The sequence below is a fragment of the Actinocatenispora rupis genome, from assembly GCF_016861975.1.
Classification (GTDB): Bacteria; Actinomycetota; Actinomycetes; order Mycobacteriales; family Micromonosporaceae; genus Actinocatenispora; species Actinocatenispora rupis.
In genome coordinates this window covers 124242-137358 of record NZ_BOMB01000003.1, presented here as the reverse complement: position 1 = coordinate 137358, position 13117 = coordinate 124242, and the positions used below count along the sequence as shown (strand labels likewise).

The window sequence follows — 13117 nt, the reverse complement described above, 5'->3', positions numbered from 1 at the left end:
TGCGCCTTGACCCCCGGCGCCGATAAGACCAATACTCGTTGGCGAAATACCCGCCGGTCGGCGGCGGGCACCCCGGGCGGGGCGCCCGTTTCGCGCCGGTACGCGGTGGGTCAGGTGCCGCCCCGGGAGGTTGCCGTGCCGTCCTCGTCCGCGATGCGCGTCGTGCCCGACCCCGTCGACGGGGTGGACCTGGCCGCCGCGGAACGGCACGCCGCCGGGTTCCTGCGCGCCCTCGGCATCGACCTCGACACCGAGAGCCTGCGCGGCACCCCCGGCCGCATGACCCGGGCGTACGTGGAGCTGTTCACGCCGCGGTCGTTCGATCTCACCACCTTCCCGAACGAGGAGGGGTACGACGAGCTGGTGCTCGCGCGCGGCATCCCGATCCGGTCGGTGTGCGAGCACCACCTGCTGCCGTTCGTCGGCGTCGCCCACGTCGGATACCTGCCGGGCGAGCGGATCCTCGGGCTGAGCAAGCTGGCCCGGGTGGTGGAGTACTTCGCGTGTCGGCCGCAGGTGCAGGAGCGCCTCACCAAGCAGGTCGCCGACTGGCTGGACGAGCAGCTGCGCCCGAAGGGTGTCGGGGTGGTCATCGACGCCGAGCACACCTGCATGACCCTGCGCGGCGTACGCGCGGCCGGCGCCACCACGCTCACCTCGACGCTGCTCGGTACCCTGCGCTCGGATCCGCGGTCCCGACAGGAGTTCCTCGACCTCGCCGGCGTCAACCGCTAGCGACTTCCGGAGGGACGAGTCACCCGTCCCGTTGCGAGTGGACGCCGCCGAGGACGAACGCGACGGTCAGCGACAGCACCCAGCCGACGACGACGTCGATCACGGCGTACTCCGGACGAGCAGGCCGGCGAGCCGCACGTAACAGGTCTGCACCCGGGCGTCCCCGCCGATGTCGTCGAGCGGCACGACCCGCAGGTACGCGGTGCCGTCGACGATCGCCGCCGTCGTGCTGACCACCACCGCCCACCACGTGCCACGTCCGTGCACGCCGGCGGCCGGCGAGATCCAGACCTGGTCGCCTGCCCGCGGTGGTACCGAAGTCCTCCGAACGACACCCTTCTGCATGTGCCGGGCCTCGATTCGTGTCAGGGAACCGGTTCGGCGGCTATGCCTCCGGTTCCGCTTCGTGTCGACCCCTTGACCCTACGGCAACTTGTATAACTCGTCTAGCTCGTCTGACTCGTATCTAAAGTACGGCACGTCTGGTCGCTGGCTAGGTTCCTGGCGTGGACATCGACCCGAAGGCGCCAACCCCGGTCTACATCCAGATTGCGGATGCCCTTGCGGCGCAGATCGAGTCAGGCTCGCTGGCACCTGGAGACAAGCTGCCGAGCGAGTCCACTCTCGTGCAGGAGACCGGAGCCGCCCGGCAGACCGTCCGGCACGCCATCGCGATCCTCCGGGATCGTGGGCTGATCGTGACCGCGCCGCAGCGCGGATCCTGGGTCAAGGACTGAACCCGCCATGGGCGTGGTGGATCTCGATGGCCTGCAACCCGGCGCGGCGACGCCGCTGTACGTCCAGATCCACGATGCGATGAAAGCGGCGATCGAGTCCGGCGAGTACGCGCCCGGTTCTCGGCTTCCCTCCGAAACCGACGTCTCCCAGATGACCGGCGTGGCCCGGCTGACCGTGCGCAAGGCGTACCGGCTGCTCGCCGACGACGGGCTCGTCCGGACGATCCCCCAACGCGGGACGTACGTCGAGCCGACCTAGCCGCAGGCGCTACGGGAGTTCGTAGATGGTGACCGGGCCGTCGGTGTGCCGGCGGTGGGCGAACCGGGGCAGGCGCGGCGAGACGGGCGCGGCGCGGGTGTCGGCGAACAGCCACCGCACCGCGTACCGGCGGCGCAGGGTGGCGAGGGTCGCGGCGTCGGGTGCGGCGAACGCGCGCTCGTTCTCCTCGTACAGCGACCGGTCGCCGAACGGCTGAGCCGGGTACGCGTGGCCGTGCCGCCCGTGCGCGGCGATCGCGGCGTCGGTGTACGCCCAGCTCTCGACGAGGGTGCGGTGCCCGCCGAACCCGGACACCCAGAACGCGCGGCTGTCGCACCACGGCCGGGTACGCAGGTGGAGACAGTGCACGTTGGTGGCGACCACGTCGTCGGGGCGGGCGTGCCCGTCGAGCCACTGCGCGGCGCGGATCTCGGCCGCCCACACCGGTCCCGCGGCCGCGGTCGGCGCCGGTACTCCGGTGACCACGGCGGCGGCGCGCGGCAGCGTACCGATGGCGCCGGCGGCGAGGCTGGCCCCGAGTACGGCGGAGACGGCGACGGCGGTCCCGTGCCCGCGCAGACCGGGACGGCGGCGTACCAGCAGCCAGGCGGCGGCGAGGACGACGGCGACGACCGCGGCGGCGAGGACCGGCCGCGCCATCCCGGCCGCCCACGCCCGGTACGTGTGCGCCGGCTCGGGCGCGTGCCCGGACGCGATCCGCAGCAGCCCCGCGGCGAGCAGCCCGACGGCGCTGGCGGCGAGCAGTACCCGGGGCGCGGAGCGGGTGGCGCCCGGCCGCGGCGTCAGCAGCAGTACGGTCAGCACCGCCGCGTACGGCAGGGTCGGCAGGAAGAAGTACGCCTGGCTGTCGGAGGGGTGGAACAGCAGCCACATCGCGCCGGTGCCGGCGACGGTGGCCCCGGCCAGCAGCCACACCGCCGGATCGCGCCGGGACCGCCCCAGCGGTACGGCGAGGCCGACGATCCGGGGCGCTTGCAGCAGTATCCACCAGGCGACGATGCCGAGGGCGAACAGCACTCCGGCCGGGTGCGGGTGCGCGAGGCCGGGCGGCAGCGGGCCGGGCGCGGTCGGGCCGAGCGGCCGGAACATCGCCACGTACGGCTCGATCCACTGGAGCTGGCTGCCCACCTGCACGGTCAGGCCGCCCGCACCGCCGCCGACGAACACGGTCGAGCCCAGGCCCATCGCCGCCAGCAGTACGCCGAGGGCCAGCAGCGGCGGCCACCACGCCGGTCTGGCGTCGATGCCTTCTCCCGCAACGGTTCGGCGGGAACGGGCGGTGGCCGCGCGGGCGACCGTGGCGAGCGCGAGCCCGGCGACCAGCAGCGGCAGCCCGCTGGACTTGGCGCCGGCGCACGCCAGCGCGAGCGGCCCGACCAGCCACCAGGCACGACCGAGCGGGCGACCGCGTACCAGGTCGACGCCGAGCGCGGTCAGCACCACCAGGAACGGGACCAGGTACGTCTGGGACGGGCTGAGCAGCGACACCGGCAACCCGCCCGGTACTGCCGCGGGGCCGCCCGGCAGCAGCGGCCGGGCCAGCAGCGCGACGCCGGCGGTCACCGGGCCGGCCCACCAGCGACCGGTGACCTGGCGGGCCAGCGCGGCGATCACGACCGCGCTCACCACCAGGACCGGGCCCAACCACAGGCGGAACAGCACCACGGCCGGGTCGACGCCGGTGACCAGGCTCGCCGACGCCAGGTGCGCGTCGGACAGGTAGTGGTAGCGCAGCACCTCGCCGGCCACCTGCGGCACCTGGAACGGCATCGTACGGGTCAGCTCGTGCACCAGACCCAGGTGGTACAGCAGGTCGGGGTAGTAGTCGGCGGTGGTCGGGGGCAGCGGGGTGTGCGCCCATTCGCCTGCGGCCCAGACGATCGCGCCGACGCAGGCCGCCGCCACACCCCAGGACCACCGGAGCGGCAACGGTCGCGGCTCGGCGATCCGCCAGTGCCGGCGCATCGGCGGTACCGCCAGGAACGCCGCGGCGACCGCGACCGGCCACACCCACAGCAGGTGCTGGAATCCCGTGGCGGTACCGATCGCCCAGGCGACGAGTTCGCACAGCAGCCCGGTGACCGCGCCGTACCCGAGGTCCTCGGGGAGGTTGCCGGTGGAGCCGCGGAGCGCCCGGTACACCAGCGTGCCGGGCAGCAGCACCGCCAGCAGCCAGTACGCGGCGTAGCGGGCGATCGCGCCGACCGGCGTACCGGTGACGAGCAGTGCGGCGACGAGGGTGGCGGCGACGAGCGCCCACGGTAGGGCCGCGAATGCCGTGCGGCGCAAGCGATTCCGCGGTCCGGTCGTATCGTCGCGCTGCGGTGTCGCGTCGTCGGGTCGTGCCGCGCGGGACGGCGGCAGCGAGGTCTGCCGGGTCACGCCGGGGTCTTCTCCTCCGCGCGCGCCGCCGTGTCCGTCCCGATGTGGTACGTCGGGCGCGCCTGCACCGTCGAGTAGATCCGCGCCACGTACTCGCCGAGCAGGCCGAGGCAGGTCAGCTGCAGCGCGCCGAGGAACAGGACCGCGACGAACAGCGACGTCCAGCCGGGCACGGTCGAACCCACCGCGTACACCACGACGCCGAAGACGATCATCACCAGGCAGCCGCAGAAGCTGAGCACGCCGAGCCAGGTCGCGAGCCGCAACGGGGCGGCCGAGAAGTTCGTGACGCTGTCCACGGCGAGCCGGATCATCTTGCCCACCGGGTACTTCGTGGTCCCGGCGACGCGCTCCTCCCGTACGTAGCGCACGGTGCCGCTGGGGAATCCCAGTGCCGGCACCAGAAGCCGGTACACGGGCTGGTGGTCGGGCAGCGCGGTCAGCGCGTCGACCGCGGTCCGGCTCAACAGCCGGAAGTCGCCCGCGTCGCGCGGCACCCACGACCCCACCAGTCGCCGCATGAGAACGTAGTACGCCCCGGCGGTGCTGCGCTTGAAGACCGTGTCGGTGCCGCGGTCGGCGCGCACCCCGTACACGACGTCGAGGTGGTCGCGGCGGGCCAGCGCCAGCATCTCGCCGATCTTCTCCGGCGGGTCCTGGAGGTCCGCGTCGATGCTCACCACGTACTCCCCGCGCGCCCGGTGCAGCCCCGCGGTGAGCGCCGCCTGGTGACCCGCGTTGCGGCGCAACCGGATCAGCCGTACCTGCGGCCAGTCCGCCATCAGCTCGGCCACCTGCCGCGCCGTCCCGTCGGTACTCCCGTCGTCGACCGCGACCACCTCGTAGTCGGCGGTGATGGCGTCGAGGGCGGGACGCAACCGGTCGGTGAGCGGTCCGAGGGCGTCCTGTTCGTTGTACATCGGGACGACGACCGACAGCAGCGGTGCCATGCGATTTCCCTTACGTCTGCGCACGTTCCGCCCGTTGTACCGGTGGCGGAACCTCCGGACCGCCACGCGGGGAACACCCCGGGTGGCGGCTTCGGCCAGATCGTAAGCACCCGTCGGGCCCGAATCGGGCGACAGGGCAAGTAATTCCGTATTCGTTCATGGAGGGCCCCGTGCCGTTCACGGGAGGTTCACGAGGCAAGAGCAACGTAAAACGCCTCTGCCTCGTTGCCGGTGCGACCGGGCCGCCGGTCGCACTCCCGCGCCGTCGGGCGTGGTCCGCACTCCCGCGCCGTCGAGCGGCGACGAGCGTTGCCGGGCGCGGTGGAGCGCCCGCGCCGCACGCGGGATCCCTGTCCGGACACCGTTTCCGGCGCCGGACGCCGGGCTCAGGACCGCTTCGCCGCCAGCAACTCCGCCAGGTGTACGCCGCGCCGGTCCAGCAGGTCGTCGAGCTGGGTACGGCAGGAGAAGCCGTCGGCGAGCACCGTCGCGTCCTCGCCGGCCGCGCGTACGGCGGGGAACAGGGCGCTCTCGGCGACCTGGACGGACACCTCGTAGTGGCCGCGTTCGACGCCGAAGTTGCCGGCCAGCCCGCAGCAGCCGCCGGCCGCGGTGACCTCCGCGCCGGCCGCGGCCAGCAGCGCCCGGTCGGTCTCCCAGCCCATCACGGCGTGCTGGTGGCAGTGCGGCTGCGCGACGACGGTGGTACCGGTCAGGTCCGGTGGTGTCCACTGTGGACGGTGCCGGGTCAGCAGCTCGGCGAGGGTGTGGAACGCGCCGCTCACCGCGCTGGTTTCCTTGTCACCCAACAGATCCGGCGCGTCGCCACGGAACACCGCGGTACACGACGGCTCCAGTCCCACGATCGGTACGCCGTCGGCGGCGGCCGGCGCGAGCGCGCCGACGGACCGGCCGAGGATCCGCTTGGCGGCGTCGAGCTGCCCGGTGGAGATCCACGTCAGTCCGCAGCACAGGCCACGCCGCGGCAACCGTACGGTGAAGCCGGCGTCCTCCAGCACGCGCACCGCGGCGACACCGACCTCCGGGGTGAAGTGGTCGGTGAAGGTGTCCACCCACAGCAGTACCGGATCGCCGTCCGTCGACTGTGGACGGTGCCGCTCGAACCACCGCCGGAACGTGGTGCGGGCGAAGGACGGCAGCGACCGGCGCGCGTCGATGCCGCCGAACCGTTTGGCCACAGTGGACAGTCCGGGCGCGCGCAGCGCGGCGTTCGCCAGCGCCGGCGCGTGCGCCGCCAGCCGCGCCCACCGGGGCAGCCAGCCGAGCGTGTAGTGCGACGCCGGCCGCACCCGCCGCCGGTACGTCTGGTGCAGCACCTCCGCCTTGTACGTCGCCATGTCTACCCCGGCCGGGCAGTCCGACGAGCATCCCTTGCACGACAGGCAGAGATCCAGCGACTCGCGTACCTCCGGGGAACGCAGGCCGGACACCAGCGTGCCGTTGATGGCCTCCTGCAGGACCCGGGAGCGGCCGCGGGTCGAGTCCTTCTCGTCCCGCGTCGCCACGTACGACGGGCACATCACGCCGCCGGAACCGGTGTTGTCCGCCCGGCACACGCCCACCCCGGTGCAGCGGTGCACGGCCGTCGTCAGGTCACCGTGGTCGTGCGGGTACGTGAAGCCCAGCCCGGTACGTACCGGCGGCGCCTGCGCCACGCGGAGGTCGGCGTCGAGCGGCGCGGGCCGTACGATCACGCCCGGGTTGAGCACGCCGTCCGGGTCGAACGCGTCCTTCACCGCGGCGAACGCGGCGAGCGCGGCGGGGGAGTACATCAGGGGCAGCAGCTCGCCACGGGCGCGGCCGTCGCCGTGCTCGCCGGACATCGACCCGCCGTACGACGCGACGAGCCGGGCCGCGTCGGTCAGGAAGTCGCGGAACACCCGCACGCCGGACGGGCCGTCGGTGAGCGGGTAGTCGACCCGGACGTGCACGCACCCGTCGCCGAAGTGCCCGTACGGCATGCCCGACAGGCCCCGGTCGGCCATCAGCGCGTCGAACTCCCGCAGGTACGCGCCGAGCTTGGCCGGCGGGACCGCCGCGTCCTCCCACCCCGCGTACGCCGGCTTGTTCTCGGTGGAGCGCTGCGACAGCGCGGCGCCCGCCTCACGGATCTTCCACAGCGCGGCCTGCTGGCCCGGGTCGGTGACGATCTCGCTGTCCACCGCGCCCGCGTCGGCGATCACCTGCCGCGCGGTCGGCAGCAGCTCCGCCACCGACGCGCCCCCCAGCTCCAGGAACAGCCAGCCCTGCCCGCCCGGCAGCGCCGGTACGGCCGAGTCGCCCCGCTTGCCGCGCACCGCGTCGACGATCCGGTGGTCCATCCCCTCCAACGACGTCGGCCGGTACGGCAGCAGCGCCGGCACCGCGTCCGCCGCCGCGGCCATGTCCGGGTAGCCGAGCACCACGATCAGCGCCGCCGCCGGACTCTCCACCAGAGAGACCGTCGCGCCGAGCAGTACGGCACAGCCGCCCTCGGTGCCGACCAGCGCGCGCGCCACGTCGAAGTCGTTCTCCGGCAGGAGGTGCTCCAGCGAGTACCCGGAGACCTGGCGGTCGAACGTGCCCAGCTCGGTGCGGATCGTCGCCAGGTGCGCCCGGACCGCCTCGTGCACCGAGGTCAGCACCGGCGAGGACGCCGGGTCGGCGCCGCGGGTGGCGGTCAGCCGCTCCCCGGTGCCGGCCAGCACGTCCAGGTCCACCACGTTGTCCGACGTCTTCCCGTACGCCAGCGCGCGCGAGCCGCACGAGTTGTTGCCGATCATGCCGCCGAACGTGCACCGGCTGTGCGTCGACGGCTCCGGCCCGAACCGCAGCCCGTACTGCTTCAGCTCGCGCTGCAACGCGTCCAGCACCAGACCCGGGCGTACCCGGGCGGTGCGGGCGTCGGGGTCGACGGCGAGCACCTGGTTCAGGTGGCGGCTGAAGTCGAGCACCACGCCGGGGCCGACCGCGTTGCCGGCGATCGACGTACCGGCGCCGCGGGAGGTCAGCGGCACGCCCTGCTCCCGGCACACCGCCAGCGTCGCGGCCACCTCGTCGTCGTCCCGGGGGAACACCACCGCCTCCGGCGGCACCCGGTACAGCGAGGCGTCCGACGAGTATTCGGCGCGACGCCGGGTCGAGGTGTCCACCTCCCGGACCCCCGCGCGGCGCAGCCCGTCCACCAGTCCCGTCACGGTCTCCACCCGGCCATCCTGCAACAGTCCACCAGATGAACGGGGCCGGGGTCAGCGGCCGAGCTCCGCGCGCAGCCGGGAGGCGTCCGCGCGGCAGGTCAGGGCGGCCGGTACGTCGTGCCGGTTGCGGTGCACCTCGGCCAGCAGGTCGATCACGATCGCCTGCCCGCGCCGGTCCCCGGTGGTACGGAAGATCGACAGGGCGCGGTCGAGTGCGCGCTGCGCCCGGGGCGTGTCGCCGAGGCAGAGTTCGGCCCGGCCGACCGAGGCCAGCGCGTACCCGGCGCAGTGCGCGTCGTCCAGCGCGTCGAACACCGCGACCGCCCGGCTCAACTGCCGCAGGGCCGGTCGCGGCCGGCCCTCGTCCAGGTGCAGCGCCCCGATCTCCTTGCGTACGGTCGCCTCGCGGTGCGCGTCACCCGTGCCGCGCGCCAGCCCGAGCGCCTCCGCGAACCAGCCGCGGGCCTCCGCGTACCGGCCGCGGTCCCGGCAGATCATCCCCATCGCGTTGCGTACCTGGGCCTCGGTGTTGGCGTCCCCGAGTACGGCCAGGTCGGTCAGGGCCTCCCGGTAGTGCCGCACCGCGCGCTCGTGGTCGCCGGTGATCCGGTACACCGAGGCGAGCCCGGTCGCGGCGATCGCGGCGCCGCGCCGGTCGCCGATCCGCCGGCTCAGCGTCCAGCAGTGCCGCATCGTTCGGCGGGCCTGCTCGTACCGGTCCTGGTAGAGCAGGATCTGGCCGATGCCGCGCAGCAGCGCCGCCTCGCCGTGCAGGTCGCCGGCCGCGCGGACCGCGGCGAGCGCGCTGTCGTGCGTACGCTGCCAGTCCGGGTACCAGCTCCGGTGGTCGAAGTACGGGACGAGCGCGACGGCCAGCTCCCACGCCAGCGCGGCCAGCCCGGACCGGGCCGCCAGCTCCACCGCGTCGACCAGCGACTGCCGCTCCGCGTCGAACCAGCCCAGCGGGTTCCGTACGATCCGGGCCGCGCCGGCCGCGTCCGGACACCAGCGCGGCGAATCGCCCGGCGTGGGACGGAACACGCACGGCGGCAGCGCCTGACCGGCCCGTTCCGCCAGCGCCAGCCAGCCGGAGATCACCCGCGCCACCGCCTCCCGGCGTACCTCCGGCGGGTCGGCCGCGGCGGCCTCGGCGGCGTAGCAGTGCAGCAGGTCGTGCATCCGGTAGTGCGGCTGGCCGCTCGCGTCCGGGCCGAGCGGCAGCAGCAGGTTCGCGTCGACCAGCGCGTCGAGTACGTCGTCGGGGTCGGGCCGGGCGAGCAGCGCGCCCACCGCCCACCCCGGCAGCGCCGTACTCGTCAGCAGGCCGAGCCGCCGGAACGCCACGGCCGCCTCCGCCGGCAGGTGCCGCACGCTCAGCTCGAAACTGGCGCGCAGCCACACGTCGTCGGCGTGCAGCTCGCCCAGCCGGCGCGACTCGTCCGCGAGCCGCTCCGCCAGTACGCCGAGGGTCCAGGTGCGCCGCTCCACGAGCTTCGCGCCGGCGACCCGGATCGCCAGCGGCAGATGCCCGCAGGCGCGGCAGATCGCGGCGGCCTCGGCCGGCTCCGCGGCCACCCGGTCCGGCCCGGCGATGCGGGACAGCAGCTGCCGCGCCTCCACCGCCGCGAACGCGTCCAGCACGATCGAGTGCGCGCCCGGGATCGTCGCCAACTGCCGGCGGCTCGTCACCAGTACGGCGCAGGTGCCGCCGGACGGCAGCAGCTCCCGGACGTGCGCCGCCTCCGCCACGTCGTCCAGTACGAGCAGCATCCGCCGGTGCGCCAGCATCGACCGGTACAGCGCGGCCCGCTCCGCCGTACGCCGGGGGATCGCCGGCCCGCTCACCCCCAGCGCCCGCAGCACCTCCCGGAACACGTGCGTCGGCGCCCGCGGCGACGCGGTACATCCGCGCAGGTCCAGGTACAGCTGGCCGTCCGGGAACCGGTCCGCGACCTCGTGCCCGGCGTGCACTGCCAACGTTGTCTTCCCCGTACCGGGGGCCCCGACGATCAGCGCCACGGGCGGCGCGTACCTGTCGACGGGGGCGAGCACGGCGCGCAGCGCGGCCAGGTGGTCGGCCCGGCCGACGAAGTCGGGGATGTCGGCCGGCAGCTGCCGTACCGGCGGGTCGTCCGGCGTCACGTCACCCGCGACCGGTCCGCCGGCGAGTACGGCCCGGTGCAGGTCGGTGAGCCGGTGCCCGGGTTCCACGCCCAGCTCGGCGACGAACAGCTCCCGCGCCTGCCGGTACGCCGCGAGCGCCGCCGCCCGCTGCCCGCCCGCCGACAGCGCCACCAGCAGGTGCTCCCACAGACTCTCCCGGAACGGGTGCGCGTCGAGCAGCGCGCGCAGCTCACCCGCGGCCGCCGCGTACTGGCCGAGGCCGACGCGGATCGTGGCGTGCAGTTCGCGGGCGTCGAGCCGCAGCTCCACCAGCCGGTCCACCGCCGTACGCCAGGGCCGGTGGTCGGGCAGGTCGCACAGCGGGTCGTCGCGCCAGAGCCGCAGCCCGTCGTCGAGCAGCGCGAGCGCCCGCTCCGGGTCGCCGCGCAGCTGCTCCTGCCGGGCCGCCGCGACCAGGTCCTCGAACCGGGTCGAGTCCAGCTCGTCCGGCGCCGCCTCCAGCAGGTACCCGGTGCCGCGGGTGACGATCCGCGGCCCGTCCTTGCCCGGCGGCAGCACCCGGCGCAGCCCCGACACGTACGTCTGGAGGTTGGCGCGGGCGGAGCGGGGCGGGTCGGTCGGCCACACCGCGTCGGCCAGCTCGTCCGGACGTACCACCTGGTTGGCGCGCAGCAGCAGGTGCGCGAGCAGGACCCGGCGCTTGAGCCCCGGTACGGTCAGCGGCCCGGCGTCGCCGTGGATGGACAGCGGCCCCAGGACCCGGAAGACCGGACGGTCAGCGTCCACGGCACACCTCGGCGCAGGTCGCACCGGGCACCCGTTCGAACACCAACCGGTCGGCAGCCATCGGACGCTCCACTGGTGATCGTGCTGGGGCCTCATGGTAAGAGCAGACGAATGCCGGAAACCAGCGAAACATCCGGCACGGCAGCCTTTCGATGTAGTCACACTGTAGTCCGTTTTGACACGATCGAGCGTTCTGGTGTCCCCGGCCGGCCCTCGCGGTGAGGCCCCGGCGGGACACCCGTCGGAGGGAGGACGACGTGCCCCGTTTCCGTGTCCCGATCGTCGTTGCGGTGGCCGCCGCCGCGGTACTGCTGCCGGCCGGTGCCGCCTGGGCGGCGGTGACGGCCACCGTGCACACCAGTTCCGGCTCGTCGGTGAACGTCCGCAGCGGACCGCACACCAGTGACGCGGCCGTCGGGTCGGTCGCCGACGGTGCCAGCATCTCGGTCGACTGTCAGGCCCACGGCGACACCGTCACCGGCCGGTACGGCACGACGGACCTCTGGGACCACATCGCGTCCGGCTACCTGAGCGCCGCGTACGTGGACGCCGGTGGCGCGTCGGTCCCGGCCTGCGACTCGACACCGCCGCCGGACGGCGACCTCGCCGCGCGGATCCTGACGATCGCCCAGCAGCAGATGGGCGACGACAGCCGCAACCACGAGATCGGCGGGTACAACTGCAACTACTACACGACGGCCCTCGGCGAGCCGGGTACCGGCGACTCCTGCTCGAACGGTTGGCACACCGAGGAATGGTGCGCCGACTTCACCAAGTGGGTGTGGGGTCAGGCCGGCGCGGACACGTCCGGCTCCGACCCGTCCGCGATCAGCTTCCGCACGTACGGCCAGGACCACGGGACCTGGCACACGAGCGGGCCGAAGAAGGCCGACGCGATCGTGTTCGAGAACCACGTCGGGATCGTCGTGTCGGCGACCTCGTCGGACGTCACGTACATCTCGGGGAACACGACGAACCCGTCGACCGGGAACATCGACGCGATCGCGCAGAAGACGATCTCGCTGTCCGGCACCGGCATCCTCGGGTACTCCAGCCCAGTCGCCTGACCCGCCCGCGTACGCGAAACGGCCCGCTGTCCTCGCGGAAGGACGGCGGGCCGTTTCCCTTGGGGGTGGTTGGTGTCAGTGGTTGGCCTGGAACCAGGGCTGGGTCCACCCCAGGTACGGCTTGCCCCACGTGGACTTGATCTCGCTGATCGTCGTCTCGGTGAGGGTTCCGTTGCCGTGGATGTCGTTCGAGACGAACTTGCCGTCACCGATCGAGATCATCACGTGGCCGGCCCCGCCGGAGAAGAACGCGAGACCGCCCGGCGGGACGTTCGTGTCGCCCGCGTGCTTGAGCGACGCCGGTACCGCCAACCAGTGGTTGTACGCGGTGGTCGAGCCGCTCGCCGAGAACCCGTACGCCAGGCCGACGACGTGGTCGCAGCGGTTGTAGTAGTCCGCGACGTACGAGGTGGTCTCGTGCGAGACCGCCCACGACACCGCCTGCGCGCAGGTGCGCGGGTCGTTCAGCCCGCTGGTGGAGCAGGCCGTGGAGGTACCGGCGCAGAGCGGTGCGACGAGCCCGTCGGAGCCGGTGTAGACGTACGTGTCGGTGATGTAGCCGGTGGAGATGTGGTCCCACACGTTGCTGGTGCCGTACTTGCCGGTGACGGTGTCGCCGTAGGTCTGGCAGTCGATGGTGATGCCGGCGCCGTTGGCCACCGAGCCGACGACGGAGTCACCGGTGTGCGGGCCGGAGTGGACGTTGACCGCGGCACCCGAGTCGGTGTGTACGGTGCCGGTCGCCGCCGCGGCCGGCGCGGCGAACGCGAGGACCCCGGCGGCCGCCGCGGCGAGTCCGCCGATGACCACTCGTAGGGATCGGGCCCTGATGAACGACATGATCGCTCCTTCCGTCGAG

Annotated in this window: 10 protein-coding genes; 4 read left to right on the top strand and 6 right to left on the bottom strand. The window is 73.6% G+C overall.

Translation table 11 applies throughout. The features are described from left to right. Window positions 1-153: 153 nt before the first annotated feature. Window positions 154-735 carry a GTP cyclohydrolase I FolE gene (folE, locus tag Aru02nite_RS03345; protein WP_203654893.1) on the top strand — a complete coding sequence of 194 codons (582 nt, stop codon included), beginning with the start codon at window positions 154-156 and terminating at the stop codon, window positions 733-735. A gap of 99 nt (window positions 736-834) precedes the next feature. On the opposite strand, the gene Aru02nite_RS03340 is transcribed toward folE, so the two are convergent. Then, the gene (locus Aru02nite_RS03340) at window positions 835-972 is read right to left on the bottom strand and encodes a hypothetical protein (RefSeq protein WP_203654783.1); all 138 of its coding nucleotides are present in this window, start codon (window positions 970-972) and stop codon (window positions 835-837) included. Between the two features lie 269 nt (window positions 973-1241). On the opposite strand from Aru02nite_RS03340, the gene Aru02nite_RS03335 reads away from it, so the two are divergent. Both Aru02nite_RS03335 and Aru02nite_RS03330 read left to right on the top strand, forming a co-directional pair. Then, window positions 1242-1472: a GntR family transcriptional regulator gene (locus Aru02nite_RS03335; RefSeq protein ID WP_203654782.1), complete on the top strand. Its 231-nt coding sequence runs from the start codon at window positions 1242-1244 to the stop codon at window positions 1470-1472. A gap of 7 nt (window positions 1473-1479) precedes the next feature. Then, complete coding sequence (locus Aru02nite_RS03330; RefSeq protein WP_203654780.1) at window positions 1480-1731, top strand: winged helix-turn-helix domain-containing protein; 252 nt, start codon at window positions 1480-1482, stop codon at window positions 1729-1731. Window positions 1732-1740: 9 nt separating this feature from the next. Here Aru02nite_RS03330 and Aru02nite_RS03325 read toward each other — a convergent pair whose 3' ends face one another. The 4 genes from Aru02nite_RS03325 to Aru02nite_RS03310 form a co-directional block, all read right to left on the bottom strand. Next, window positions 1741-4041, bottom strand: coding sequence for a hypothetical protein (locus tag Aru02nite_RS03325; protein ID WP_203654779.1), 2301 nt, complete (start codon window positions 4039-4041; stop codon window positions 1741-1743). A gap of 89 nt (window positions 4042-4130) precedes the next feature. After that, window positions 4131-5084: a glycosyltransferase family 2 protein gene (locus tag Aru02nite_RS03320; protein ID WP_203654778.1), complete on the bottom strand. Its 954-nt coding sequence runs from the start codon at window positions 5082-5084 to the stop codon at window positions 4131-4133. Between the two features lie 386 nt (window positions 5085-5470). Further along, window positions 5471-8290 (bottom strand): FAD-binding and (Fe-S)-binding domain-containing protein, encoded by a 2820-nt coding sequence (locus Aru02nite_RS03315; RefSeq protein WP_203654777.1) that lies wholly within the window; start codon window positions 8288-8290, stop codon window positions 5471-5473. A 42-nt stretch (window positions 8291-8332) separates the two neighbouring features. Continuing rightward, window positions 8333-11191 (bottom strand): AfsR/SARP family transcriptional regulator, encoded by a 2859-nt coding sequence (locus Aru02nite_RS03310; protein ID WP_203654776.1) that lies wholly within the window; start codon window positions 11189-11191, stop codon window positions 8333-8335. A gap of 257 nt (window positions 11192-11448) precedes the next feature. Here Aru02nite_RS03310 and Aru02nite_RS03305 point away from each other — a divergent pair, with 257 nt between their 5' ends. Continuing rightward, complete coding sequence (locus Aru02nite_RS03305) at window positions 11449-12258, top strand: hypothetical protein (protein WP_203654775.1); 810 nt, start codon at window positions 11449-11451, stop codon at window positions 12256-12258. Window positions 12259-12333: 75 nt separating this feature from the next. On the opposite strand, the gene Aru02nite_RS03300 is transcribed toward Aru02nite_RS03305, so the two are convergent. Then, complete coding sequence (locus Aru02nite_RS03300; RefSeq protein WP_203654774.1) at window positions 12334-13098, bottom strand: SH3 domain-containing protein; 765 nt, start codon at window positions 13096-13098, stop codon at window positions 12334-12336. Window positions 13099-13117 lie beyond the last annotated feature (19 nt).

Bases quoted from the DNA above. Each gene is read 5' to 3' on its own strand.
- Aru02nite_RS03300 (WP_203654774.1), bottom strand. From the start codon at position 13,098: ATGTCGTTCATCAGGGCCCGATCCCTACGAGTGGTCATCGGCGGACTC.
- Aru02nite_RS03320 (WP_203654778.1), bottom strand. From the start codon at position 5,084: ATGGCACCGCTGCTGTCGGTCGTCGTCCCGATGTACAACGAACAGGAC.
- Aru02nite_RS03330 (WP_203654780.1), top strand. From the start codon at position 1,480: ATGGGCGTGGTGGATCTCGATGGCCTGCAACCCGGCGCGGCGACGCCG.
- folE (WP_203654893.1), top strand. From the start codon at position 154: ATGCGCGTCGTGCCCGACCCCGTCGACGGGGTGGACCTGGCCGCCGCG.